The organism is Pseudobutyrivibrio sp. YE44 (assembly GCF_900104335.1).
In the GTDB taxonomy this organism is placed as follows: Bacteria; Bacillota; Clostridia; order Lachnospirales; family Lachnospiraceae; genus Pseudobutyrivibrio.
Map to the genome: position 1 here is coordinate 194,163 of NZ_FMXT01000002.1, position 24,743 is coordinate 218,905.

The following is a 24,743-nucleotide window of genomic DNA, read 5'->3' on the forward strand; positions in this document are numbered from 1 at the left end:
TGCCACTATTCATATTTATAATTGTTCAAGGATACAACGCATTACTGCATTTCTCTAATAAGATTAACCATTTCAATGGCGCCCTGTCCACATTCAAATCCTTTGTTTCCAGCCTTTGTTCCGGCACGCTCCACGGCCTGCTCAATGGTATCTGTTGTAAGGATTCCAAACATAACTGGGATTCCCGCATTCATGCTTACCTGAGCCACTCCCTTTGAAACCTCGGCACATACATAGTCGTAATGAGAGGTTGCACCTCTGATAACTGCACCAAGACAAATGACAGCGTCATATTTTTTACTTTCTGCCATCTTCTTTGCAATGAGCGGAATCTCAAAAGCTCCTGGCACCCATGCCACCTCAATGTCCTCATCTTTTACGTTTTCTCTTTTAAGGGCATCAATTGCTCCACCTAATAGCTTTGAAGTAATGAACTCGTTGAAACGGGCCACTACGATGCCGACTTTGATATCCTGTGATACTAAATTACCTTCATAAACTTTCATGATTATACCTCCAATATATGTCCCATGCGGGCCTTTTTTGTTTTTAAATAAAAGATATCGTATTTGTTTGCTTCTATTTCTATAGGAACCCTGCGGCTGATCTCCATTCCATAGTCCTCCAACTGATAAACCTTATCAGGGTTATTTGTAAGAAGCTCTAGAGAATGGATGCCAAGGTCTCTTAAAATCTGCGCCCCAGTGTAATACTCACGAAGATCCCCAGGGAAGCCAAGGGCAATGTTTGCATCCAATGTATCCATACCCTCATCCTGTAGCTTATATGCCCTCAGCTTGTTTACAAGTCCTATACCTCGTCCCTCTTGTCTCATATAAAGAAGAACTCCCCTACCTTCTGAGGCAATCTTTTTCATGGCAGCATCAAACTGCTGACCACAATCACATCTCAGTGAGCCAAACACATCACCTGTAAGACACTCAGAATGAACTCTGCAAAGCACATCTTCACCGTCACTGATGTCTCCCTTAACCAAGGCAACATGATGCTCACCATTGATTTTGTTGATATAGCAATGAGCCACGAACTCACCGTATTTTGTTGGCATCTTTGCGATGGATACACACTCCACCAGCTTGTCATAAACCTTGCGATATTCCACCAGTTGAGGAATTGTGATAAAGGTAATGCCCATATTCTCTGCTAACTTTCGCAAAGCTTCCCCTCGCATCATGCTTCCATCCTCTGCCATAATTTCACAGCAAAGGCCGCATTCCTTAAGACCTGCCAGCTTCATCAAATCCACGGTGGCCTCTGTGTGCCCCGGACGCTCTATTACACCTCCAGCCTTTGCCACAAGTGGGAACATGTGACCTGGACGTCTAAAATCCATAGGACTCACATCATCACTTACACAGCTTCTTGCTGTTAGACCACGCTCTGCCGCTGATATGCCCGTGGTTGTGTCAATGTGATCGATGGATATCGTAAATGCGGTTTCATGATTATCTGTGTTGTGCTTTACCATAGGTGGCAATGCTAGCTTGTAGGAAAGCTCTTCACTCATTGGCATACATATAAGACCTTTGCCCACTGATGCCATGAGATTTACATTTTCTGTGGTGGCAAACTCTGCTGCACAAATGAAATCTCCTTCGTTTTCTCGGCCTTCGTCATCCATAACCATGATGACTTTTCCATTTTTCAAATCATTAATAGCTCTTTCAATCGACTGTCGTTGCATGTGTTCTCCCTTTCTATAAATTGCTTTATATATTTACCAACAATATCGTTTTCAAGGTTTACCCTGTCTCCGATTTTCTTGTGTCCTAAAACTGTTTCCTTTAAGGTATGAGGGATGATACTGACCTTAAAGCTGTTTTTGCTTACTGCGGCAACCGTCAGGCTGATTCCATCTATAGTTATGGAACCTTTTTCAACAATTCCATCAAGAATCTTCGGCTCTGCCGTGATTTCAAACCATACTGCATTTCCATCCTGGTGGATACTTTTAATGGTTCCTATACCATCAATGTGTCCAGAAACAATGTGCCCTCCAAATCTACCATTGGCAGCCATAGCCCTCTCTAAATCCACCACACTTCCTGAAGTCAATGTGCCCAGACTAGACCTTGAAAAGGTTTCATTCATTACATCTGCTGAAAAACCTCTGGTGCTATGCTCCACCACCGTCAGGCACACTCCATTTACTGCTATGCTATCCCCTAGATGAATATCCTCAAGGATTTTCTTACACTGGATGAATATACGTTGCTGGTTACCACCTCTGGTGATTCGCTCAACCTTTCCCAGCTCCTCTACTATTCCTGTAAACATTAGTAAATCACCTCATTTTCTATGATCAAATCATCTCCTGCCCAAGTGGTGTTTATAGGATTCAGTCTGATTGCCTGGTTGATATCTGAAATGCCAAGACCTCCCACTGGGGATTTGCTATCACCTCCGAAAATTTTTGGCGCCATATGAATATGCACCTCATCGACAATTTGACTTTCTAAGGCACTGTAGTTGATGGTTCCTCCGCCTTCAAGCAAAACACTATCAATACCCATACTACCAAGCTCAGTCATAAGAGCCTTTAAATCAATTCCCTGCTTGGTTTTCGGTAATCTCAAAACCAAGCAGCCCCTTTTTTCATACTCAGCGACTCTTTCCTCATCCTCCGATGAGGTCGCCAGGATAGTCTTAATGCTACCTGCTGTTTGAACAATCTTTGAATCTAACGGAGTTCGTAAATACGAATCGCAGATTATTCTTATTGGATTAACAGTAGGCTCCTCCAATCGACAATCCAGCATAGGATTGTCCATGATTACCGTAGAGACACCCACCATAATTCCCGACAATCTATTACGAAGTCTATGAACATTTTCACGGGCTTCATCACCTGTTATCCACTTTGACTGACCGCTTGTTGTGGCTATCTTTCCATCAGCAGTCATAGCATATTTCATCACCACATAAGGAAGCTTAGTGGACATATATTTATTGAATACTCGGTTGAGATTTTTGCATTCCTTTTCGAGGATTCCCACCTCCACACGGATACCATTATCTCTGAGAATCTGGGCACCCTTTCCTGCCACCACAGGATTCACATCTAACGTTCCAATAACCACTTTTGCAATTCCATTTTCAATAATAGCCTCTGTGCAAGGTGGCGTTTTGCCATAATGACAACATGGCTCTAAGGTCACATACATGGTTGCACCTTTAGGATTATTTCCTTTTTCTTTGCAATCCTTTAGGGCATTTCGCTCCGCATGAAGCCCACCATACTTTTGGTGATACCCCTCACCTATAATCACACCATCCTTCACAATCACAGCCCCAACCATAGGATTCGGATTTACGAATCCGGCACCTAGCTTTGCAAGTTCTAGGGCTCGCTGCATGTAGGTTTTATCTTCCATAATTTTCCTCCCAAATAAAAAAGCCTTGGATTTCTCCAAGGCAAAAATGACTTCTTCCAAGGGAACTAGAAAATCCCCTTCAAGAATCTATAGTTTATCTCTAAATTTAAAGAGCTCTGAGATATATAATCTCAGAGCTAAAATAATTCTAAAATAAACCAGGTGCACAAAACCTGCACCTAACATCTTCTTTCATCCAGACTATACTGTCGGCTTCGGAATCACACCGAATCATGCCTTGCGGCTCGTGGGCTATACCACCGGTAGGGAATCACACCCTGCCCTGAAGATACTATTCAATTGAGTAGATTCTATACTAACCAATCTTTAAAGTCAACGGAACAATCCAATAATTTAATAATTTGTTTGACTGTATCAGCATAGAATGTAATATATAATCATTATCTTTTTTTCTATGAATAAAGTTCAATAACCTCAGCAAATCTTGGAAGTGACAACTCCACTAAACCACGTCCTGCAACAGAGATGATTCCCTTTTTCAAAAGACGTTCCCTATATCTAGGAAAGCTTGTGTTGGATATTTGAAGCTTATCACATATTTCAGATACACTAGTAGCTCCAGCTCCAATGACTCTAACTAGATCTCTATCCTTTACAGACAAGCCTTCCCAAATCTTCTTGTATACAAAGTCATCTAACAAATCATCGAACTTTGATAATATTTCATCCCATTGCATAGTATCATTATATTCATAGTAAAGCATCCCTAATGCTTGAAACGCAAAAGCATACCCTTTTGTAATCAATGCCATTTTATGTGCTTCTTCTGTTTCTAACTTGAAGATAGCTTTGTACTGTTTTGTAATCTGAAGAATGCTAAGTGGCTCCATATTAATCTTTGGAGTTCTAAGCAGAAATGTAAGAGCTGGATCATTTTGAATAGCATAAATATTTTCATATAATCCAGTCATCAACAAGTATATAGGATAATCCTTTCTTATGAATATCTGAAACTGGCTAGCAAAAAATTTCATATTTTCACTTGGCATTGCTTCATCTATTGTAATAAGAACTTTTTTATTTTTCTTTTTTAAAGAAGATAATATATCATCTATAATTCCTACATTATCCTGAGTCTGTCCTGTTCCATTTATTCCAACTCCAACATCTGCTACTGATACGCTGAATCCAGACTTTAATAAATTAGGGATTTTATTACACTCACCATATAATCTCTGCGCAAAATCTGCTATTAAATCCTGTGTCGAGTTCAAATCAACAACAACCCATTCATCTCTTTCTGAAAAATAATTTGCAATGGCTGTCATCAGTACAGTTTTTCCACTACCCCTGACACCTTCAATAAGATATGCCTGACTAATAGGATTATTAGCTTCAAAGGTGCTAACTATAGTATCTGTGTTTTCATATCTAGATATATATTCTCCTGGCTGCTTGCCAAATGTTAATGTAAATGGATTGTCTTTCTTCATAATCTATACCTCACTATATGGATTATTATCATACAACACATATTTTATCATAATTCATCATAATTTGCACTTTTTATCATAATCCATCATAATTTATCATAATTCGCATATTTTATCATAATCAATCATAATCTATCATAATCTATCATAATTCGCATATTTTATCATAATCCATCATAATTCGCATATTTTATCATAATCCATCATAAAAAATGACTACACCACCAGGTGTAGTCATCTCATTTTTTGCTCTATAGATTCAATTACTTTTTAATCGAGAAATCAAACTTATAGGATGGTTCAGGAGTCAAATATGTAACAGTTATCAAAATATTAGTCTCCCCATCCTCTAACGAATATATTTCCAGACATCTATCTGAAAAATGATTTAAAAAGCCATAAGAAGCTTTTGCTCCACTTATGCCAGAATTAGTGCAGGCCTCAACTTTTAAGTCCTTTAAATTATCCTTAACAACATCTTTTATTCTCACCTCTAAACCGTCAGGGGTGTAAGGTGTAATTGGGTTAGGCTCATCTTTATCAATATCAATAGAAATGGTTGCAACATCTTCTTTTTTATATGTGTACTGAGTAAGTTCTTCACCTTTTATTTTTTTTATTTCCTCTGCCCCCTCAGGCATATTGAAGGTGATTTCATAAGTATCGTCGCCTACAGTACACTTGGTCAGCTTTAAACCAGAATCGTCTACAATATCATTTTCCACTGCTGCTTCAGCCTGAATTGCTTTTTTATCCAGTGCCTTTTTACTCTTATCCCCACAGCCTGTAACTGTTGCCATAACAGCCATAGCTACACAAGCAAACGCAATTAATCTCTTTTTCATTATATTATCCTCTCTAGACTATATAATATATCCTTCAGCTTCCCCGCAAAAAATTACTCAGCAGCTACAGTTAAATTTGAATCAATGTCATATTCATCCTGACACTTTTCTGTTACATAAGCAGCTGCCTCTTCCAAAGACTCAAAACCTGGCATAGAAAACTTGTGGAATGAGCCGCCAGAAAACTTTTCGCCCACTGTGTATTCTACAAGTTCATTATAATTTAAGCCAATGTCCTTTGCATTGTAAGTGCATTCATTATCACCGTAGACAACAACATTTTTATAATTTGCAGAACGATAGACAGTTATAGTTTTTTCATTTCCTTCTTCAGGAGGAGTGATTTTAACATCTAACTTAATAAACAGATTAACCTTGTTTCCGTTGCCCTCCTTATTATTCATTACCATGGTGCCAACATGTTCTGAGCTTTCAAGCGCTAGCTTAGTACCAGCGAATTCCCATTTCTTTAATTCCTTCTCACATGCTTTTACAGCTTTTTCATACATATCATTAAGGGTTGTATCTGAAAGATGTGAAACTGAAGATACATACTCTCCAAGTCCCTCAACCTTGTACTCTTTTGTTGTCTCACTTGGAGCCTTGCCATAATTTTCAGCGCAATGTTCTCCAATTTTATCACCTAAAGATGAACCAAAGGTTACAGTGACAGTATCACCCTCAGAAAGTTTTTCATCCTTGTCTGCTGTAAAGATAACATTATCATAGATTTCATCCTTGCTTTTAACTTTGAGATTAGCTTCACCCTTACAATTTACGCCGGTGAAAGTTACTTCCAAATCCTCAAAAGGATCAAATGTATCTAACTTCTTCAAATCCTTAACTTCAAATTTCTGTTCAGAGCTCTTAACCCTTACACCATAATTATTCTTAAGGTAGTCAGCATCAATATTCCAAGTAAGGGTTACCTCATCGCCATTAGAAAGCCCAGTTGCACCTATCACCAATAATGCAACTAATGCAACTGCCACAACCGCAATGGCAATTATGATTAGCATTAGTAATTTCTTCTTAACAGAAGAGTCCTTTTTTGTTACTTCTTCATTCATATATTATCCTCCAAATGTTACTATACGTAGCGTATGTGATGTTTACGCGCACGTAAAAATAAGTATATAATTTATTAATTTATATGCCAATTTCGTAACATTTGACCCCATATACCACAGTGCAACATTATAGGGAATGATCATTTCATAAAAAAAGAGTAACTCCCCAAATATGGAAGTTACTCCTTATAAAAATATCTATTAAACATTTTTTATCGTGTCTTTACACGGCAATATATGCTGCACAAGACTCCCTCAACCACATAGAATAAAAGTATAATTTTTCTCATAATTTCATCACGATAAAAAACAGGCTGAAATGTCATCTCAAATAAAGACTGAGAATCAAATTCTGGTACAGTCTTCAATACATATGATGTAACTATCAAGAAAAGAATTAGCACTACAACCATCGCTCCAATAAGGCCAACACCGCCCTTATTCACCTCATTGCCCAATAAGGCAATAAAAAACATAACGCTAACCAGACATAGCACTATCTGCAATAAGCACAAAGCATAATACGCAACATCCATATCTCTTCCAACAAGGAATAATAGAAGAAATCGTAAGCCACCTTCAACAATACTCCAGAATCCTGTAAATACTACTGACATTTTTGCTGCATGCTTTAAATCCTGATTGTATAAATAATCTATCACTGCAAAAAGAATAATCCACAACACTACATCAACAGCCACTCTGCTATTAACAGTCTGAATTGCGATATCTCCAAATGTACCAAACAATCCAAACAGCAACCCCTGAATAACAATAAGAATCTCAATAATTGGTAATTTTGTTTTCATAAGCTCCACTCCTTTTATTTCCAACTATCCTTTTCTCTAACAACTCTAAATGTTGATGGTCGCTTCTTTAGGTATCTGATTTTAACTTTACCATGTTTACGACCACCTGCCTCATGATCCGAAATGTATCTAACATACTTTTTTCCGTCTACTACATATTCTATCTGATAATCAGTATGTCGTTTTACACGTCTTAATTCCACCATTCGATTATATCCTTCTTTACCAACAGGCTCATCATACCTTTCTTTTTTTCCTGTTAAACGGGCTGTGGTTATTCCCCATTTTTTCTTATCTTTTAATTGTCTATCTAAACATTCAATCCTTATGAAGAATAGAATAGCAGGAGTAAAAAACAACAACACAATTACAGCTCCTACTAATCTGCTACTTGTAGAAAAAATCATTAAAATCTCCTAAAAATTTATATTAATATAGAGTCTTATTTAAAACATCTGCGAATTTTGGTGCATAACTAGGTGTTTCCAAATATTCAGTAAAATCTATCATTTTCTGCAAAACATTTCCTGAATAATCACAAATAGCTACCCATCCAGAATCACCTGAATAAACAATGGGTTTATACATTAGCTTATCATTTTCATAATACAGGTATCCCTGATAATAGTCATTTTTATGTCTCTCATCAAGTGTGCTCAATATTGTATATTCCGACTTATCATCTACACCATCGCCAACTATTGATAAATATATTGCCTTTGCCTGTTCAGATGCTTGCTCTTGAGCTTTTACATTTGGATACTGATTCTTATAAGAATTAATTACTCCATAGTATTGTGTCTCTTGCATCCGCTTTCTATAGTCGCTATCACCTATCATTATAGTAACACGGTTAACAAATCCATCCGTCTCAAAAATCATCTTAGTATTATAAGAATTTGTTGTATTATCAATTAGTTGAGGTGCAGTAAGCAGAAATAATCCGGCATTAAAAGTTTTAAAAGCCTTCAAGTTATTTAGGTCTAATTGATTCGATAATTGCTTTCCACTTTTATCATATACATCTCCGTCCGAATCTATACTATCTACATCTAAACCTATAAACATTTGAGAGATATCCACAATCAAATCCCAACCTGTCTTTTCATCAACAATCGTCCAATTATTATTATTATTATTATTTATGTTTACTGGCACATCTACATAATAAACCTTTCCACCATAAATAATAGCAGTTTTATCCTGTGTAAACACTGCATTCATCTGGGTTTTAGATGCTTTTATTGCATCAACGTCCTTCATTGTTATAGTAACACCTTTTTCTCTAAGTGCACGCATTTCCTCATCAGAAGTACCTAGTTTTCTCATTGCAACATATACATCTTCATCCCAGTTAGAAATCTTTTTTGTGCTCCTATCTCTAAGGTTTACTCGCCATGATTGATTTTCATCTATAATATATTGCCCATCATGAAAAGCTTTTACTATTTCTGTCAGACATGCTTTCTGTATAGCTCTGTCAATAGAACAGTCAAACAGATTTCTAGTGGCTACCTCAATAGCATTAAAATCTAATCTTTTTTGCATAAGAGCATCATATATATCCTGACAACGCTGAGCTTCCTCGTCACAAGCTTTAGCTCTTAATTCATAATACCAAGCACATAATTCCCAAGTGTCATCATTTATCTTTGATCTCCACGATGCGGCTTCATCCTCAGCATTTTTCTTATCAGTCATAGCCTGTCGCTGTTGTGCAAAAATTTCTGGACCATCATAGATTTCATCACCTATTAACTTACGTAACTTTATACAATCAGCTATCATCTGATTATTAGATGACTTCACTTCACTGAATATTAATTTATAATCAGAAAACTGAGCCCTTAATGCATCATACGCTTTTCCTTTAAATGCATCATTATTAGAGTATGCATCCAAGGTTTTAGCTAACATTCCAAGATTATAATTGTCATTTATTAATTTTTTCTAATTTCCAATTCCTGAGCTTTTAATTTCTCAGGATATAGCTTATCTGTTTCTTTCACTTATATACTCCTTATGATTTAATAATCATCCTCTTTATTTTTCAAATCATATTCTCTCTCATCAAGCTCATCCAACTTCCTAGCAAAATGTGCCTGAAGTTCATCCCTAAACTCAAATAAATCGTTTTCAAGTTTACGCGATATTCGGAGTCTTTCTTCGTAAATATCTGCTATTCTAGAATCAGGTCTATAACTATTTATTACATTATTCAAATGACTTCTGTGCTCATAAATGTAAGATTCAAAATCATCATTTTCTCTATATAGATGACGTTCTAAATCGCGCAATGATTCTCTCTCCTTAGAAACAATTTCCAAAGAGTCTTCGTTATCCTTTTCCATAATTCCCTACCATAAAAAACTGCTAACAATTACATGAAGTATTCCCTGATACGGTGTAAGATTAGTGCTAGAAATTTAAGTGAAATATCTATATGAATACTACCTATAAAAGAAATTCTTAAAATATAGTCAATGAATTCTAACAAATAGAATCCATTACGTCAACTACAATTCCGTAAAATTGCCCACATAAAAAATGACTACGCCCTAAGACGTAGTCATCTCATTTTAATTGTTTTTTCTATATTCACTTGGAAGCATCCCATATTTATCTCTAAAGGCGTTAGAAAAGGCCTTTGAGTTTGGAAATCCATTTCCGAGAGCGATATCCACAATCTGTCCGCCTGTTTCCTCAAGCTCACGAACTGCATGTTCAAGGCGAATGCCAAGGAGATAATCCTTGAAGTTGATTCCAGCATGCTTTTGGAACATACGAGAAAGATATGAAGGCGAATAGTTAAACTGGTCAGCCATCATCTCCAACGAAAGTGGCTCAGAATAATGATCCTTCATATATCTGGTGATGCTTGACAGCTTCTTCAACTGCTTGTTACTCTTGACGATTTCCTCATTAACATTGAACTTACGATATTTTGTAACGAGGAGATATAAAAGCTCGTAGTAAAGGCTGAGAACCTGAAGCTTGTTTCCTTCTCCACCATTTGTGTAAATAAGATGCATCTCAGTTAAGAGAATGAACACACGATGGTCTGATTCTCTGTCACCGTGGGAAAACCAGATGAACTGATCATCTGTAAAATATTCTGCAAAAGTATCCTGAGGTATCTGAAGCACCACTGTCTTGTTTGGGTTTGGTGCCACGATACTGTGAACCTCGTTACTGTTAACAATTACAAATTCACCGTTTGTAAGTGGGAATTTCTTGTCGTGAAGAGTGAACTCCAGCTTTCCATTCCACACAGCAAAAATCTCGATTGAACGATGCCAATGCTTTTCACGAATATAGTTGCCATTTGCTCCCTCAAATTCAAATAACTTGAAAGGAAGCCCCGCATCAGTGACAACGACTTCGTGTTGGTAATCTTTTAAATCCATAACCTATATCTCCAAAACATATCTACAGTCTCCATCCTCTTGCATATACAAAAGGGTGAAGCCTAATTTTTCTAAAAGGCCTCTGCTGGCTTTGTTGTTTGGGTCGCAGCGAGCTATAAGACTGCTTAGCCCATATTCTTCCTTTGCCAGCCTGATTATTTCTGAGCAAACCTCGTAGGCCAAGCCCTGTCCCCATCTGTCGGAGGCGATGCAAAAGCCGAGCTCTGCTTGCCCTTCTTCCTGACAGGTTTCACGAACCTCAATGCCTGCTCTGCCAATCAGCCTGTTTGTTATTTTATCATAAATCAGCCACATTCCAAAATCATATAGCTTGTATATATATTCAATGTAATTGGCCTGATAATCCTTTTCCTTTTCGTATTCAAAAAGGGGCTCCATGTAATCTGTCATGTCAGGCTTTGCATAAAGCTCAAATAGGTCGTCCAAATCCTCCATGGAAAACTCTCTGATGTAAGTTCTGGCTGTATCTGAAATATCCCAAGGGATTCCCTTACATCTGCGGTAAACACGCTCGAATACATAGTCATCTATATCATCCACATCCATCAAAATATAATCACATCTTAACTGAGAACTATCATCATCGGAATAGGCCGCCACCGGCTGCCCCAGCCTAAGGCATTCATCAATAACAGCCTGGCTGTCAGAGAGGACCAAAGTCCCCTCATCATAGTCAGGCTGCAAATCCTTTAAATCATGAACTTTTAAGATGTGCTTTAGATAATTCACACTAGTCCCTTCTTCTTCCGTTTACAATAAGTACTAATCTGAGCAACTGAAGGATGGTTGTAAACAATGCTGCCACATAAGTCATAGCTGCTGCCTTAAGAACCTTTGTAGCACCCTTGTGCTCTTCTCCTTCAAGGATATTGTCCTGCTCAAGGATTCGAAGAGCTCTGGCACTTGCATCAAACTCTACAGGAAGAGTGATAAGCTGGAACACTACCACAAATGTGAATAGGAAGATTCCAAACTGAGCAAGCGGTGTAGAACCAATGAAAAGACCAACTAAAATAACTGGCCATGAAACCCATGAACCGATATTTGCAAGTGGCACTGATGCTGAACGAAGCTTGAGTGGAGCATATTCCTCCTGATGCTGAATCGCATGACCACACTCGTGAGCTGCAACACCAATAGCTGCCACGCTAGTACGTCCATAAACTGAATCAGAAAGTCTCAGCACCTTCTCCTTTGGAGAATAGTGATCTGTAAGATTTCCTCTAACTCTCTCAATTCTAACATCATAAATTCCTGCGGCGTGCAAAATATGCTCTGCCACCTGATTTGAAGTGATGCCCCTATAGTTCATCATCTTGTTGTATCTGTTGAAGGTTCCCCTAACATTAAGCGAAGCAATTCCGCTGACTAATGCACCAATGAGCACCAAAATAATTGTCCAATCAAAGCCATATCCATATCCGTAATACATGGCCCACCTCCTAATATAATGAATATTCAAAACTAATATTAGTATAATTCTATTGCCGCCAGATTACTAATAAAAAAATATAAAAGTTTTATTAAATAAAAAACATCCACAGCTTTTGGTGGCTGTGGATGGTGAAATTACTGTTCAATTCTATCTCTAGGTAACATCAACTCTGCAAGACATATTATACACCTTTCCGTTGGATTTTTTCATACGAACTGATAAAGTTGCAGTGCCTTTGCCAGTGGCAGTGATTATACCTTTCGAATCCACCGTGAACACTCCTGCATTTGAGGAGGTGTAGGTGACGGTGTAATCCTTTTCGGAGCTGTTTAGGTAGGCCATGTTGATGGCAGTTTGCGCCGTAGCTCCCGTGGACAGGGCTATGAAGGATTCATCCGGTAACATCACATTTCCTATGTTGGTTCCGTTGTTGGCATAGCTCTTTTTCTTTGTAGCTGTCTTTGTTGTAGATTGGGTTGTTGATGTAGTTGTAGTTTTGCTAGTGGTAGTGCTTGTTTTAGTCTCTGAGGATTTTGTATCTGATGTCTTTGTATCCTTAGAGTCTGTAGAGCTTGAGCTAGTTGCTTCCTCAGCTGCCTTCTTTTCATCATCTGTCTGACCAAGCTTAACTGTCATAGCTGGACGTATGGAATCTCCACCATAATAATAATCTCTATAAATTAGCTTATCAGAATCCTTTACAAACAAACCCATAACAGGATCATCGTGGGCATTTGTTCTAAGAGACCAGTATCCAAAGGAATCCACAGTCTTAATATTATCTCTATACTCTCTGAACTCATCAGCGGACATAAAGAAGATGTAATCTGCTGTGGTAGTCTGGCTGTTATAAACTGCAGTGCTTAAAGGATTCTTCGCCTTACCTGACAGGTAAGCCGCGTCAAGCTTAGTATCGTGATAATAATTGAGCAAGCAGTTTTTACCATCCTGCTCGGTGCTGGTGGTCTTTACAATCATTGCTCGCTCCGCTTCATTAAAGCTCTGTTTGTAAAAGATTTCATTGCACCAACCTCTCCAGAAATTATCAGACCAGCGAACATAGCCAGCTGTAGTTCCTGAAGTTGTATATAAATTGCTAATAGACTTTCGATAATTGGTAATTGAAATTGAAGAGATAGACTTTCTAGCAATCACATAAGCAGTTTTGGTTTTGTCATCATATTTAAGGATGGTCCAGTTCAGAAGGATTCCATCCAGGCGTCCCATGGTAATGTCGTCTCCCACCGCATAGGTTGCATCCTTGCTCTTAGATGAAGCTGCCTCTGATGTAATTGGGTTATACAGCAAAAGAAAGCCTGACAAAATTGCCATGCTTACTGAAAATAGTCTCTTTAGAATTTTAATTTGTTTTTTCATCTCAAAATGCTCCTATTTCTTATTTTTCCATAAGAACATTTTCCTCCCCTACAGGTTTATCCTTCTCATTTTTTTGCACGAGAAAAAACGAACCTTGATATAGCTTCAGATAATATTTCGGCAATAATTATTTTTATTTTATAGTTAATAATCACCAAATTTAGTCCAATTTTTCTTGGCAAAATACTGTTCAAATACACGTCTAAAATTTTTTCAAAAATAGCTACATTTTCCTACGTTTGGTAATTGTAAAACGGCGTTTTGCTTGCTATACTAATGAACAGTTTTTCGTTTATAAGGAGTACCACATGACTAAAAAAGATATGCTTAAAATGTTGCACGATGAAGAACCAATTTTGCGTGCAGAAATTACCGCTCTTTATTCTGTCCTTGACCACAAGCTTGGACTTCACGGTGCAGATGTACCAATCACCTTTGGTATGGATGAAAAGGCTTTAGGCTCGTATCTGCCACCTTCTTACGATGATGAAGAACAGTTCCAGTTCTCATTATTCTTTATTGGCTTTTGCTTGAATGAGCAGCTTTCAAAAACTGACAGAGTTAACCTCTACAAGCACGAATACGCTCACTACATGACAAGACATATTAATATTCCAGAACAGTACAACTGGCAGCCTGGCGTTCACGGCAGCGCTTGGAAATATTGCTGTTCACTTATCGGTGCCATTCCATCTGATTACTATGTGGAGGGCCAGAGCCTGAAAAAGGTAGACTACGATTCAGTACTTACTCGCCCAAGTGTGGACCACAACCAGGTTAGAATGCTTGATACTTATCGCACTCAGCGTATGTATAAAAATATGGAAAATTCCCAGATTAAATATGAAGTTGGCGATGAGGTAAATCATCCTAAGTTCGGAACTGGAATTGTGAAAGAAATTGAAAAGCAGCCAGCTTCTGTGAGACTTCACATTGCATTTGGAGATGAGATCAAGGTCATAGACCAGAAGTGGCTAGTGAAAACTGGATATAAAAAAGTAGCTGACAGATAATCTAAGTACTTTAGTCCGCTGGTTACATTTAGTCCGCTGGTTACGGTCACAAGCCTTATGATTTCTCCGCTCACCATAGAAAGGTTCGCTTGAGAAATATAAGAGCTTGTTACCTACCAGCTCATTAAAATAAGCTAGGATACATCCTTTTAGGATTATGTGTCCTAGCTACTTTTTTATTCCAGATTTTCTAATACGTGGGTGAGGGTGGCTTCGAGATCGAGGCCATGCTCGTCTACGGTTACATCGGCATATTTTTCGTACAATGGTACGCGTTCTTCATATAAAGACTTCAGGTTTTGGCCGTCTTTCAGGACAACACCGCGGCCCTTAAGGCTGCCAAGGCGGCTGTCGAGAGTTTCATAATCAAGCTTCAAATAAACGACAGTACCAATTTCCTTTAAATGTTCCATTGCTTCCTTGCCATAGATTACGCTACCGCCGGTAGCGATAACAGTCTTTGTAGAATCAATGTTGGCATTTACATCGTTTTCAATCTTAAGGAAACCATCTACACCATCCTGGGCAATAATCTCTTTAAGAAGTCGCTTCTCTCGCTTTTGAATCAGTAAATCAGCATCCACAAATTCATACCCCAATTCCTTAGCAAGCACAACCCCCAAAGTGCTCTTACCTACTCCTGGCATACCAATTAATACGATGTTTTCCTTCATGAACTCTTTTCCTTTCCTGTGCCATCATTTGAAGTCATTTCTGAAGCTCTAGCTCCCATCCTTTTGGGCCATCCCCCGGCCACAAAAGTTGAGAATCTAGTTCTCATCCTTTTGGGCCATATTATAACAAACTAGAAAGCTTTTTTCTTAATAAAGTTTGAAATTCTTCCACAAATTTCTGCAAGGATTAATGTAAGAAACAAAACAATGACAAAATCTATCATCACATTTCCTAATCCACCACACAGAGCAAAGTAAATCACTGCCATAACATGATGTATCAGAATCACCTGCCAGCTAATTTTTGACAAATATAAAATGATTTTTTTGACTGAATCACTAATAGTTCTTCCCACCGACCTTAAAGCAATGAACAATGAAAGAACTTGTATAAAGTAAAGCCCCTCAAGAGCATTTTGAGAGTAGTTTGCTCTCGGCAGAACAACACCTAACTTACTAAAAAGAATTATTAAGTAAACGGTCACACCACACATCCAAGCTCCTGCACTTAGCCAGTGAGGAATTGCTTTCTCTGCAATTAAATCCTTCAGAAGCATTCCAAGATAAAAATAGAAAAGTACAAATAGAGGATTCTCTATTGAATTCACCTTGAAGGGATTTCCTATAAGCATGAGTGCAAGATAAACTGCTCCAAGGACAATTAGTGTCACGTATCTTGACCATTTAGTCTTATAGCATAAAGCCAAAAGTGGAAACAACAAATAGCATATTACTATGCATGACATGAACCACTCTCCCACCAGATAAAAGTTGCTCTGATAGTTAGCCATTAAACCATCGATTCCAAATATCGTATATACGAAGCTAAGCTTTGGTGTTGACCGCCAAGGGCGCCACCTCAAAAGCACCACGCCTATTCCCATCATCAAAACATATGCTACATAGAAAGGAATCATCAAACTTTTGAAGCGTCTGACATAAAAATTTTTAGCTGACAACTGCTGCTCATTATTGTACATAAGAGCAAATCCTGAAATCATAAGCAAAAAGATACAGGCTGGTCTGACAAATATGGCGAAGGGCACACCCACATTAGTGTTATATACCCCAATTGCACCATAAGGCATACCTATATTTATAAAGTGATAACAGAATATAGCAAACACTCCAACTATTCTCAAAATATCATAACCAATTATTCTCTCTTTCAATTCAAGTACTCCTTATGTTGTAAATCAAGTTCCCATCCTTTTGGACCATATTATAACAAAAAAGCGGCTCCTTGGAGACCAAAGAGCCGCGAATTCTTAAATTATTTCTTTGTGTTTGTGTCAGCTTTTGGAGCTGGTGCTGAAGCAACTACAACACCTGTCTCGTTTGTCTGGTAGAGATTCTCACCAATCTGAACTACCTGATTAATAACAAGCTTTCCGTCTGCACCGAATACAAACTGATCATTTCCAATCTTTACAACTTGATTTACAACAATCTTGCCATCTGCTCCAGCGTAGTAAACACCATCCTTCTCCTGGATGACACCTGTTGACATTACGCCGTTAGCACCGAAGTAGTATGTTGCATCTCCAATTGTCTGGAAGCCTGTCTGCATCTTGCCGTCTGCTCCGAAGAAGTAGTTTGCTCCGTTAACTTTAACTAAACCAACCTGCATCTGACCAGCTTCGTTGAAGTAGTAAACACTCTTGTCAATTGGAACAAGACCTGAAACTCGATGAGCATCTGTTTGGTCTAAGTAGTAAGTGCCTGTAGCATCTGTCCACCATCCCTTGTAAAGCTTACCATTGTCGTTTGGATTGAACATATATGTAAGCTTGTTAAGCTCTATCCAGCCAACCTGACGGAAGCCCTGCTCGTTGAAGTAGTAAGTATCCTTGTCGATGGTATTAAGGCCTGTAACCATGTGACCATCTGTGGTGTCGAGATAACGAACACCAACAGCTGGATCTGACCACCAGCCAGTATAAAGCTTACCATTAGCAGCTGGGTCAAATAAGAAGGTGTTTCCACCAAGCTCTAACCAACCTGTCTGAAGCTGTGCTGCCTCGTTGAAGTAGTAAATTCCATCACCAATGGTATTAAGACCTGTAGCCGCATTACCTGTGCCAGGCATAAAGTAGTAAGCACCGGTCTCATCAGCGAACCATCCGAAGGTAACAATACCTGTGGCTGGATCCGTGTGATACTTAACTCCTCCAATATCTACCCAACCGAACTGTCTACGATAGTTGTTGAAGAAGAAGGTATTACCATTTCCTAAATCAAGCAAACCAACCTGAGGAATAAATGCAGTGTAATCCTTCGCAGCGATGTTCATATCAACTCTACCTGCGATTCCAGGAACTGCTCCGCCTGAAGAGTACTGCCAAATTGCCCATCCAGCAATATCGTTATGATCTGCATACTGAGCAATCCACTTATCATATGCAAGACCTGATGTAAAATGTGCCTTGTAGAAATTTGTGTATGTATAAAGGATTGGTGTATAACCAGCCTGAGCAATGATACTACAGAATGTGTTAGCAATTGCTGTACATGTGTTAGCATCAAGACCCTTCTGTGTCTTATCCTCGATATCAAATGCAACTGGGAAATTAATGTTGTATGGCTCAATCCACTGAAGCACCAATGCAGCTTCCTGTGCTGCTGCCTCAACAGTTGTAGCATAAGAATAAATATAGACACCTGTACGGATGCCAGCAGCCTGCGCACCTGTAACATTTGTAGCGAAATATGGATCAATTCCGCTCTTTGTACTACCGACCTTGATAAAGGTATAGCCTACCCCTGACTGTGCCACTGCAGCCCAGTTAATGCCACCCTGGTATTTCGACACGTCAATACCCTGGTTACCCGCAGCATTTGCTGTAATAGACACAGAAAAAGTCATTACAACTGCCAACGCAAACGCAGTGAATGACTTCGCTAAATTTCTCACCTTAAATAATTTTTTCACCTCATTACCTCCTAGAAAACTTCTGCGTTTATTCTATCATATTCCCCCACCCCTTTTCCCTAAATTTCTCTAAAATTTAGAAAAAAAACACAAAACCAACAACTTTCTGCCCCTACAGCCTCCACAACCCCTGTCAGCCCCGTGTTGGCACTTCTTTTTCGAACTTAAAATTGTCTCCCCACCCTGCCCGCGGCCGCCCTCCATATCTTTGCGAGCATGATTGACAAAGAATTTTGTATTTTCTTAATGCTACAAACGAGCTTTTAGTAGGTGTCTTTTAATTGGTGTTGCACTTTAAAGCTACTGTATGTATAGCTCAGACACTAGTTAGTTTAAATAATGCTCACCATCAGGGGCTATAACTATCAGTTGCTTCCATACTCCATTTGCTAAGTAAAATTAAAAAAGCAGGTTTTGAATGTATAGTCACCGTGGCACATTCAACATCGTGTCTCAAGTGACCACTGCAGCCGTCGTCCTAGCGGCTGCTGCCTATACATACAAAACCTGCTTTTTATTTTACTAAGCTCACTCCAAATTACAGCAACTGATAGTTATAGCCCCTGATGGTGAGCATTACTAAAGATAGTGTGTGTCTGAGCAGTGCATACTGTAGCGCATAAAGTGCAATGAATTTAAAAGACACCTACCATAAAGAAAGCGCAGTGTAGCATTTAGAAAATACAAATTCTTTGGCTTTGCCGCAAAGATATGGAGGGCGGCCGCGGGCAGGGAGGGGAGACAATACTAACTACATAAAGAAGTGCCAGCACGGGGCTCATAGAATATGGTAGGTTGTGGGGGCAGAATTTGGGGTATTAAAAAATCCCTCGTGGGTACGAGGGATTTGGGTTACATTTGGTGACGTACGACTTTGTATTCGTCTCCGTTGACGAAGTATGGGCATTCGCTGTAGTGGCCGGTTACGAGACGAACGTAGTCGTCTTCGTCCATATCCATCTCGCAGTAGTACTGCTCGTCTTCTTCGTCCCATACGAAGTTGTTGCAATATTCACAAGCCGTTTGGCCTTTGGTTTTCTTAGTCATAAGTTAGACCTCCAACAAACACAAGGATTAGCTTTAGACTATTAGCCAGCGGACAAGACCGCCTATAAGCACTGCAGCCATCATTGCCATAAGCATAATGGCGTATTGGTAATCCTGGTGGGCTTTGCCCCATTTAGTGTTTGAAATCAAAATATAAATTACAAGGCCAGCTAAAATTGCAGCCACGTTAATTAACATATTTGCTGTGTTCATTTAGAACTCCTAGAAAAGGAATGATTTGAGAAGTAATACAACCTTCATACCAGTTCCCATGATAATACCTGCAAGTACTACACCACACATAATTGCCTTAACGCTCTTCTTGAAATCCATGTCTAAGATTGAAGCAGCGAGAGTACCTGTCCAAGCACCTGTACCTGGAATTGGAATACCTACGAATAAGAATAAAGCCCAGTATAATCCTTTTCCAGCTTTTTCCTTAAGAGCCTCTCCACCCTTTTCTCCTTTTTCAAGACAGAAAGTAAAGAAACCACCAATGACCGGCTTATCTTTTCCCCACTCAAGAACTTTTCTTGCGAAGAAGAAAATAAAAGGAACTGGAAGCATGTTTCCGATGATACAAATTAAATAACTTGGTATAACTGGAAGGCCCATTCCGATAGCTGTTGGAACTGCTACTCTAAGTTCAACTAATGGTACCATTGAAATCAAAAAGACAATAATAAACTTCTTTAACATTAAAAAACTCCTAACTAATAATTTCTTTCAGCGCACTTACCAGCGTCTTCATCTCCTCATCTGTTCCGATGCTGATACGAAGATAGTCTGCTATGCGCTCAGGCTTTGAAAAGTGACGAACGAAAATGCCGCGCTTTTTCAATTCCTCAAATATATAAACAGCATCAGTAGATGCGTGCTTAGCAAAAATAAAGTTGCTCTTTGAATCTGGGAAAGTAAATCCTAGAGTTTTGAGCTCATTCTTTGTCCACTCACGAGTGGCAATAACATCCTCCACTCTGGCTTTGAAATATGCATCGTCATCAATAGATGCCACACCAGCCTTAAGAGTGATTGAATCCATGGTGTAGGAATTGAAGGAATACTTGCAATCTGATAAGAACTTAATAAGCTTTGGATTGCCCATAGCGTATCCAATACGATTTCCTGCCATAGCACGAGACTTAGAAAAAGTTCGAACTACAAGGACGTTATCGTATTTACGAATCAGCTCTTCACATGAATCCGAACCGAAGTCCACATATGCCTCATCAATAATAACTAAACACTCAGGATGAGCCTTTACGATATTCTCAAAGAACTCTACTGGTTCTGAAACACCTGTTGGCGCATTTGGATTTGGAATCACTATACCACCACAGGCCTCCTCGTAATCAGAAGAAACTATCTTGAAATCTGCATCAAGAGGCTTCTGAACATAAGGAATTCTAAACAACTCAGCCCAAACATCATAGAAAGAATATGTGATGTCTGGGAAAAGAATTGGCTTGTCTGAATTAAAGAAGGTTAAAAAGCTCATGGCAAGAACATCGTCTGAGCCAACCCCAACAAAAACCTGTGAAGAATCCAAACCGTGATACTTTGCAAGGGCATCAACTAAGATGCTGCAGGCAGGATCAGGGTATTTTCTAAGGTCGTTAATGTCGTAACCTGAAAGTACCTTCTGAACACCAGCACATGGTGGATAAGGATTTTCGTTAGTGTTAAGCTTGATTATCTTTGCCTGTTTTGGTTGCTCGCCTGGAGTGTAAGGAACTACTCTGCGAACGTTGTCTGTCCAACTTGCCATGCTTCTCCCTCTTATTAAGTCACTATACAACGGGTAACAAATCTAAATATATTAAGGTGCAACTGGCGCTGCCTCAGGTGGTACTGCACCATCCTGCTGCTGTGCTGCCTCTGCAGCGGCTGCTGCAGCTGCTGCAGCCTGCTCCTTTAAGGTCTGAAGTGTCTGTTCTGCATTAACCAAATCCTGGTAATTTGTAACGAGAGCCTTTTGCTCTTCTGTAAGAGAATTGTACTTTTCTCTAGCTGCCATAATCTTTGGCTCAGATTCAAGTGTAACAGTCTCTATGTCAGCAATAAGATGCATACAATCAATCTGAGGATTCTGAAGCTTGTAGTTCTGCTCCTCGGTATCGCCAGTGTAGAAAACAATAACTGGCCAACCAGCCTCTACAATTCCATAAATCTCTTCTGCCTTAGCCAAAGGAAGATTAACACATCCGTGGCTACCGCTTGTTTTGTAAAGAGTGCCGCCGAACTTTGAACGCCAGGTGGCATCGTGTAAGCCTTCGCCTAAGTTAAATGGCATCCAGAAATTAACATGAGACTCGTAGTTGTCTCCACGAAGTGTGGCATCCTTTTGCTTGTAAGCAATTGGGTACACACCTGTGTGGGTGCCGTGTCCCTTTGAGATATTACCAGAAACACAAGGTGTATCAAGAACCATATTTCCGTCCTTGTAAACATAAACATGCTGAGTTGTAAGATTAACCTCAACATAGGAATTACCATAGTCGTTTGCACCGTGGCTAGTTCCACGATAAAGATAGGTGAAGTCACGAGTAACATCCTCACCGGCCTTTAGGTCTGCAATGATGGCATCGATTTCGCCTTCGTAAGCAATTCTCCAACCAAAGGAACCAGCTGGCACTTCAACTAAGTCGCCCTCTGTAGTGGTGAATTGTTTTTTCTTACCGTAGGTGTCGTACTTAGCACCCATGGAATTAACGTATTCGCCAATGGCATCTCTATCAAACCTTACTTTGAAGTTGTCGTCCCAAGTAAAGAAGCTAGCCTTAGTATCAAGAGGAATATCCTCTGTGATTCCATCACCAAGATCGTAGTGAATGGTCACATCCATATAGCCGTTAAGCTTCTTTGCAGCTGCCTTGATGTTGGCATCGTCTGCCTTGACATTTGGCTTGTTGTAGCAAGTGCCATCAGCAAGATTGATGGTGGTGTCAAGATTTTCAACCGCGTAGATGATTGCTTCTTCAACGCCCTCTTGATCAATTCTGTCGCCGTAGAACTCTCCGATGATAACAAACTCAGAACCATCAAACTTGATATAAGCATCCTCTGATTCTGCTGTGGATTTTTGATTAGAGAAATCCAAGCTAGAAGCAACAGCCTTTACCTTTTCAGAATCGTAGGAATTGCCAGTAGCTGTGTAATACTCTGCAGGAATTATGAGGCGGCCAAGCCAGTTGAAGCCTGACTGCTTATCAAGCACATCCTGAACCTGAGAAACGTCATAGTTTACATCAACACCTAAATCTGCAGCACTGACCTCGTTAACTACCTTGCCATCAGCATCTTCAAAGGTGATGGTGTAGTTGTCAGCGTTTTCGAGGATTTTATCAAAGGTGCTCTGAGCATCTTTGAAGGATGCACCAACACCATTGACTGTGCTTCGAATATAAAAGTGTTTAGAGAAATATACACTTCCTATTAAATACACAAATAAAACAATGCCCGCTGTAATTCCAAGCTTAAGCATTGTTTCTTGATCTATGTAATACTTTTTAAACTTATTCTTATGAGCCTTCTTCTTAACTTTACTCATCGTCATTCCCTCTAAATTTAAAGTATACTCATTCCGAGAGATAGTTTACAGGAAACTATGGCACAAAATCCACTAAAGTTTTCTCCCCAGAACCCCTCAAATCATTAATTTTTCCTAAAGGCTTTTAGTTCCTCAATAGAAAACTCGTAGGCCTCATTACAAAACTGGCACTTAACCTCTACAGGCTTGCCGTCGCCAATAATTTCATCCATATCTTCTTTTCCAAGGGATGCCAAGCTTTTGATAACTCTATCTCTTGAACAATCGCACTTATAGCAAACTGGATAAGTCTCTTTGAAATCAAGTTCAAGACCTGCAAGTACTGTCTCAAGCATCTGCTCAGGAGTCTTTCCACTTGAAAGCATATCTGTAACAGATGGAAGTGTCTTAAGATTTTCTTCAAGCTGTGTAATAACCTCTTCTGGTGTGAAAGGCATAAGCTGGATGATAAAACCACCGGCACAGTTTACAGTGTTGTCCTTATTCATAAAAACACCAAGACCTACTGATGAAGGAATCTGTTCTGAAACAGCATAGTAATATGTTAAATCCTCAGCAATTTCTCCAGTCTGAAGCTCTACTGTTCCTACGTATGGCTCTTTCAAGCCCATGTCCTTGATAACACGCATAATACCAAGGTCGATGGCACCGCCAACGTCAAGCTTGCCGTTCTTTGGTGGCAAATCGACGATTGCTACGTTTGGGAAGCCCTTAACCTCGCCCTTGCTGTTTGAAGTGACTGTGATTCCCTTCATTGGGCCAGAACCCTGAATCTGAAGTGTAACAAGGTCATCCTCGCCCTTAAGCATTACACCCATCATTGAACCTGCAGAAAGCATACGTCCAAGGGCTGCTGTAACTATAGGTGATGTATTGTGACGTTCTCTTGCCTCTTCCACCATATCGTGACTGGTGATGGCAAAAGCTCTAATTGACTCGTTTGCTGCTGTTGCTCTAACTATATAATCGCTCATTTTGTTACCTCTCTTGCTATAAAATACAATCTATCGCTATCTGGCTTTGGCTCAGCCATTGTAGCTACATCAAGAACCTCTAAAAGGTCCAAACCACTTTCTTTGATTGCAGCCTTTATCTCTTCAACTTCAAAGGCATGCTGAAGGTGCTCCTCCTCATATCTATCGAAGGTACCCTCTTCATTTTCCTCGTATATTGTAAGGTAGTAAGCATTATCTCTGGTTTCTTCATCATAATCATTTTCCCAGATAAAGCTACCTTCCTCTCGATTTTCGGCAATAGTGCCGCAGCCAAGCTGCTTATAAAAATGCTCTGTCTTTACATCAAAGATAAAGAGCCCCTTTGGGTCAAGATAATTGTTGGCCAGCTTACATACTGTAAGCAATTCTTCGTAATTACGAAGATAGTTGAGGCTGTCACAAAGGCTTACCACTGCGCCAACAGTGCCGTAGAGTTCGAACTCACGCATATCCTGACATAGATAAAGGATTCCGTCGGAATCCTCGCGAGTCTGTGCCTCCATAAGCATATCATAGGAAACGTCTATGCCAATCATGTCGTAGCCTGCAGCCTTAAGCCTTCTGGTGATTTGGCCAGTGCCGCAGCCAAGATCACAAACAATCTCCATTGGCATTTGATATTTTTCAAATAGTGTCTTTATATTTTCTGTCCAGGTGTCGTAAGGCACATTGTCCATGTACCTATCATAAACACTGGCGAAACTTGTATAAGCTTCCAT

The 24,743-nt window shown here is 39.4% G+C and carries 26 protein-coding genes and 1 riboswitch; of the genes, 1 reads left to right on the forward strand and 25 read right to left on the reverse strand.

Features of this window, described 5'->3' with window-relative positions:
• Nucleotides 1-41 precede the first annotated feature (41 nt).
• The 15 genes from ribH to BLR54_RS05150 all read right to left on the reverse strand — a co-directional run bounded on the left by ribH (nt 42) and on the right by BLR54_RS05150 (nt 13,813).
• On the reverse strand, nt 42-506 hold the full coding sequence (gene ribH / locus BLR54_RS05080; RefSeq protein WP_090417641.1) for a 6,7-dimethyl-8-ribityllumazine synthase: 465 nt from the start codon (nt 504-506) through the stop codon (nt 42-44).
• A gap of 2 nt (nt 507-508) precedes the next feature.
• Nucleotides 509-1,705 (reverse strand): bifunctional 3,4-dihydroxy-2-butanone-4-phosphate synthase/GTP cyclohydrolase II, encoded by a 1,197-nt coding sequence (locus BLR54_RS05085; protein ID WP_090417643.1) that lies wholly within the window; start codon nt 1,703-1,705, stop codon nt 509-511.
• Entirely contained in the window at nt 1,666-2,298 is a 633-nt protein-coding gene (gene ribE, locus BLR54_RS05090; RefSeq protein WP_090417645.1) for a riboflavin synthase, read from the reverse strand. The genes BLR54_RS05085 and ribE overlap by 40 nt, the downstream gene beginning before the upstream one ends.
• Nucleotides 2,298-3,395 (reverse strand): bifunctional diaminohydroxyphosphoribosylaminopyrimidine deaminase/5-amino-6-(5-phosphoribosylamino)uracil reductase RibD, encoded by a 1,098-nt coding sequence (gene ribD / locus BLR54_RS05095; RefSeq protein WP_090417647.1) that lies wholly within the window; start codon nt 3,393-3,395, stop codon nt 2,298-2,300. Before ribD ends, ribE begins: the two co-directional genes overlap by 1 nt.
• A 180-nt stretch (nt 3,396-3,575) precedes the next feature.
• A riboswitch (FMN riboswitch) is annotated at nt 3,576-3,690 on the reverse strand.
• A gap of 118 nt (nt 3,691-3,808) precedes the next feature.
• Complete coding sequence (locus BLR54_RS05100; RefSeq protein ID WP_090417649.1) at nt 3,809-4,849, reverse strand: ATP-binding protein; 1,041 nt, start codon at nt 4,847-4,849, stop codon at nt 3,809-3,811.
• A gap of 263 nt (nt 4,850-5,112) precedes the next feature.
• Nucleotides 5,113-5,694 carry a hypothetical protein gene (locus BLR54_RS05105; RefSeq protein WP_090417651.1) on the reverse strand — a complete coding sequence of 194 codons (582 nt, stop codon included), beginning with the start codon at nt 5,692-5,694 and terminating at the stop codon, nt 5,113-5,115.
• 53 nt (nt 5,695-5,747) lie between these two features.
• Nucleotides 5,748-6,764, reverse strand: coding sequence for a hypothetical protein (locus BLR54_RS05110; RefSeq protein ID WP_090417653.1), 1,017 nt, complete (start codon nt 6,762-6,764; stop codon nt 5,748-5,750).
• Nucleotides 6,765-6,976: 212 nt separating this feature from the next.
• Nucleotides 6,977-7,573 carry a hypothetical protein gene (locus tag BLR54_RS05115; protein ID WP_143008400.1) on the reverse strand — a complete coding sequence of 199 codons (597 nt, stop codon included), beginning with the start codon at nt 7,571-7,573 and terminating at the stop codon, nt 6,977-6,979.
• Nucleotides 7,574-7,587: 14 nt separating this feature from the next.
• A complete protein-coding gene (locus BLR54_RS05120) occupies nt 7,588-7,980 on the reverse strand; it encodes a hypothetical protein (RefSeq protein WP_090417657.1) in 393 nt (130 codons plus the stop codon).
• 22 nt (nt 7,981-8,002) lie between these two features.
• A complete protein-coding gene (locus BLR54_RS05125) occupies nt 8,003-9,490 on the reverse strand; it encodes a hypothetical protein (protein ID WP_090417671.1) in 1,488 nt (495 codons plus the stop codon).
• Between the two features lie 110 nt (nt 9,491-9,600).
• On the reverse strand, nt 9,601-9,924 hold the full coding sequence (locus BLR54_RS05130; RefSeq protein WP_090417673.1) for a hypothetical protein: 324 nt from the start codon (nt 9,922-9,924) through the stop codon (nt 9,601-9,603).
• 228 nt (nt 9,925-10,152) lie between these two features.
• Nucleotides 10,153-10,980: an AraC family transcriptional regulator gene (locus tag BLR54_RS05135; RefSeq protein ID WP_090417677.1), complete on the reverse strand. Its 828-nt coding sequence runs from the start codon at nt 10,978-10,980 to the stop codon at nt 10,153-10,155.
• A 3-nt stretch (nt 10,981-10,983) separates the two neighbouring features.
• On the reverse strand, nt 10,984-11,730 hold the full coding sequence (locus BLR54_RS05140) for a GNAT family N-acetyltransferase (RefSeq protein ID WP_090417680.1): 747 nt from the start codon (nt 11,728-11,730) through the stop codon (nt 10,984-10,986).
• A 1-nt stretch (nt 11,731) separates the two neighbouring features.
• Nucleotides 11,732-12,433, reverse strand: a complete 702-nt coding sequence (locus BLR54_RS05145; protein WP_090417682.1) for a zinc metallopeptidase — start codon at nt 12,431-12,433, stop codon at nt 11,732-11,734.
• A 156-nt stretch (nt 12,434-12,589) separates the two neighbouring features.
• Nucleotides 12,590-13,813, reverse strand: coding sequence for a DUF6273 domain-containing protein (locus BLR54_RS05150; protein WP_090417684.1), 1,224 nt, complete (start codon nt 13,811-13,813; stop codon nt 12,590-12,592).
• Nucleotides 13,814-14,121: 308 nt separating this feature from the next.
• Here BLR54_RS05150 and BLR54_RS05155 point away from each other — a divergent pair, with 308 nt between their 5' ends.
• Nucleotides 14,122-14,826 (forward strand): hypothetical protein, encoded by a 705-nt coding sequence (locus BLR54_RS05155; protein WP_242871201.1) that lies wholly within the window; start codon nt 14,122-14,124, stop codon nt 14,824-14,826.
• A gap of 176 nt (nt 14,827-15,002) precedes the next feature.
• Here the strand turns inward: BLR54_RS05155 and BLR54_RS05160 are convergent, their stop codons facing one another.
• From BLR54_RS05160 to BLR54_RS05205, 10 genes are all read right to left on the reverse strand, one after another.
• Nucleotides 15,003-15,500 carry a shikimate kinase gene (locus BLR54_RS05160; protein ID WP_090417685.1) on the reverse strand — a complete coding sequence of 166 codons (498 nt, stop codon included), beginning with the start codon at nt 15,498-15,500 and terminating at the stop codon, nt 15,003-15,005.
• A 131-nt stretch (nt 15,501-15,631) separates the two neighbouring features.
• Nucleotides 15,632-16,672, reverse strand: coding sequence for an acyltransferase family protein (locus BLR54_RS05165; RefSeq protein WP_090417686.1), 1,041 nt, complete (start codon nt 16,670-16,672; stop codon nt 15,632-15,634).
• A 101-nt stretch (nt 16,673-16,773) separates the two neighbouring features.
• A complete protein-coding gene (locus BLR54_RS05170; protein WP_090417687.1) occupies nt 16,774-18,432 on the reverse strand; it encodes a GH25 family lysozyme in 1,659 nt (552 codons plus the stop codon).
• An 852-nt stretch (nt 18,433-19,284) separates the two neighbouring features.
• On the reverse strand, nt 19,285-19,479 hold the full coding sequence (locus BLR54_RS05175; protein ID WP_090417688.1) for a DUF6472 family protein: 195 nt from the start codon (nt 19,477-19,479) through the stop codon (nt 19,285-19,287).
• A 33-nt stretch (nt 19,480-19,512) separates the two neighbouring features.
• On the reverse strand, nt 19,513-19,692 hold the full coding sequence (locus tag BLR54_RS05180; protein ID WP_090417690.1) for a hypothetical protein: 180 nt from the start codon (nt 19,690-19,692) through the stop codon (nt 19,513-19,515).
• 9 nt (nt 19,693-19,701) lie between these two features.
• Entirely contained in the window at nt 19,702-20,178 is a 477-nt protein-coding gene (locus tag BLR54_RS05185; protein WP_090417691.1) for a COG2426 family protein, read from the reverse strand.
• A gap of 10 nt (nt 20,179-20,188) precedes the next feature.
• On the reverse strand, nt 20,189-21,247 hold the full coding sequence (gene hisC, locus BLR54_RS05190; protein WP_090417693.1) for a histidinol-phosphate transaminase: 1,059 nt from the start codon (nt 21,245-21,247) through the stop codon (nt 20,189-20,191).
• Nucleotides 21,248-21,298: 51 nt separating this feature from the next.
• Nucleotides 21,299-23,029, reverse strand: coding sequence for a L,D-transpeptidase family protein (locus tag BLR54_RS05195; protein WP_176761854.1), 1,731 nt, complete (start codon nt 23,027-23,029; stop codon nt 21,299-21,301).
• A gap of 104 nt (nt 23,030-23,133) precedes the next feature.
• Nucleotides 23,134-24,003 (reverse strand): Hsp33 family molecular chaperone HslO, encoded by an 870-nt coding sequence (gene hslO / locus BLR54_RS05200; protein WP_090417708.1) that lies wholly within the window; start codon nt 24,001-24,003, stop codon nt 23,134-23,136.
• The gene (locus BLR54_RS05205; RefSeq protein WP_090417711.1) at nt 24,000-24,743 is read right to left on the reverse strand and encodes a class I SAM-dependent DNA methyltransferase; all 744 of its coding nucleotides are present in this window, start codon (nt 24,741-24,743) and stop codon (nt 24,000-24,002) included. Before BLR54_RS05205 ends, hslO begins: the two co-directional genes overlap by 4 nt.

Bases quoted from the DNA above. Each gene is read 5' to 3' on its own strand.
- ribH (WP_090417641.1), bottom strand. From the start codon at position 506: ATGAAAGTTTATGAAGGTAATTTAGTATCACAGGATATCAAAGTCGGC.
- BLR54_RS05085 (WP_090417643.1), bottom strand. From the start codon at position 1,705: ATGCAACGACAGTCGATTGAAAGAGCTATTAATGATTTGAAAAATGGA.
- ribE (WP_090417645.1), bottom strand. From the start codon at position 2,298: ATGTTTACAGGAATAGTAGAGGAGCTGGGAAAGGTTGAGCGAATCACC.
- ribD (WP_090417647.1), bottom strand. From the start codon at position 3,395: ATGGAAGATAAAACCTACATGCAGCGAGCCCTAGAACTTGCAAAGCTA.
- BLR54_RS05100 (WP_090417649.1), bottom strand. From the start codon at position 4,849: ATGAAGAAAGACAATCCATTTACATTAACATTTGGCAAGCAGCCAGGA.
- BLR54_RS05105 (WP_090417651.1), bottom strand. From the start codon at position 5,694: ATGAAAAAGAGATTAATTGCGTTTGCTTGTGTAGCTATGGCTGTTATG.
- BLR54_RS05110 (WP_090417653.1), bottom strand. From the start codon at position 6,764: ATGAATGAAGAAGTAACAAAAAAGGACTCTTCTGTTAAGAAGAAATTA.
- BLR54_RS05115 (WP_143008400.1), bottom strand. From the start codon at position 7,573: ATGAAAACAAAATTACCAATTATTGAGATTCTTATTGTTATTCAGGGG.
- BLR54_RS05120 (WP_090417657.1), bottom strand. From the start codon at position 7,980: ATGATTTTTTCTACAAGTAGCAGATTAGTAGGAGCTGTAATTGTGTTG.
- BLR54_RS05125 (WP_090417671.1), bottom strand. From the start codon at position 9,490: ATGTTAGCTAAAACCTTGGATGCATACTCTAATAATGATGCATTTAAA.
- BLR54_RS05130 (WP_090417673.1), bottom strand. From the start codon at position 9,924: ATGGAAAAGGATAACGAAGACTCTTTGGAAATTGTTTCTAAGGAGAGA.
- BLR54_RS05135 (WP_090417677.1), bottom strand. From the start codon at position 10,980: ATGGATTTAAAAGATTACCAACACGAAGTCGTTGTCACTGATGCGGGG.
- BLR54_RS05145 (WP_090417682.1), bottom strand. From the start codon at position 12,433: ATGTATTACGGATATGGATATGGCTTTGATTGGACAATTATTTTGGTG.
- BLR54_RS05150 (WP_090417684.1), bottom strand. From the start codon at position 13,813: ATGAAAAAACAAATTAAAATTCTAAAGAGACTATTTTCAGTAAGCATG.
- BLR54_RS05155 (WP_242871201.1), top strand. From the start codon at position 14,122: ATGACTAAAAAAGATATGCTTAAAATGTTGCACGATGAAGAACCAATT.
- BLR54_RS05160 (WP_090417685.1), bottom strand. From the start codon at position 15,500: ATGAAGGAAAACATCGTATTAATTGGTATGCCAGGAGTAGGTAAGAGC.
- BLR54_RS05175 (WP_090417688.1), bottom strand. From the start codon at position 19,479: ATGACTAAGAAAACCAAAGGCCAAACGGCTTGTGAATATTGCAACAAC.
- BLR54_RS05180 (WP_090417690.1), bottom strand. From the start codon at position 19,692: ATGAACACAGCAAATATGTTAATTAACGTGGCTGCAATTTTAGCTGGC.
- BLR54_RS05185 (WP_090417691.1), bottom strand. From the start codon at position 20,178: ATGTTAAAGAAGTTTATTATTGTCTTTTTGATTTCAATGGTACCATTA.
- hisC (WP_090417693.1), bottom strand. From the start codon at position 21,247: ATGGCAAGTTGGACAGACAACGTTCGCAGAGTAGTTCCTTACACTCCA.
- BLR54_RS05195 (WP_176761854.1), bottom strand. From the start codon at position 23,029: ATGAGTAAAGTTAAGAAGAAGGCTCATAAGAATAAGTTTAAAAAGTAT.
- hslO (WP_090417708.1), bottom strand. From the start codon at position 24,003: ATGAGCGATTATATAGTTAGAGCAACAGCAGCAAACGAGTCAATTAGA.
- BLR54_RS05205 (WP_090417711.1), bottom strand. From the start codon at position 24,743: ATGGAAGCTTATACAAGTTTCGCCAGTGTTTATGATAGGTACATGGAC.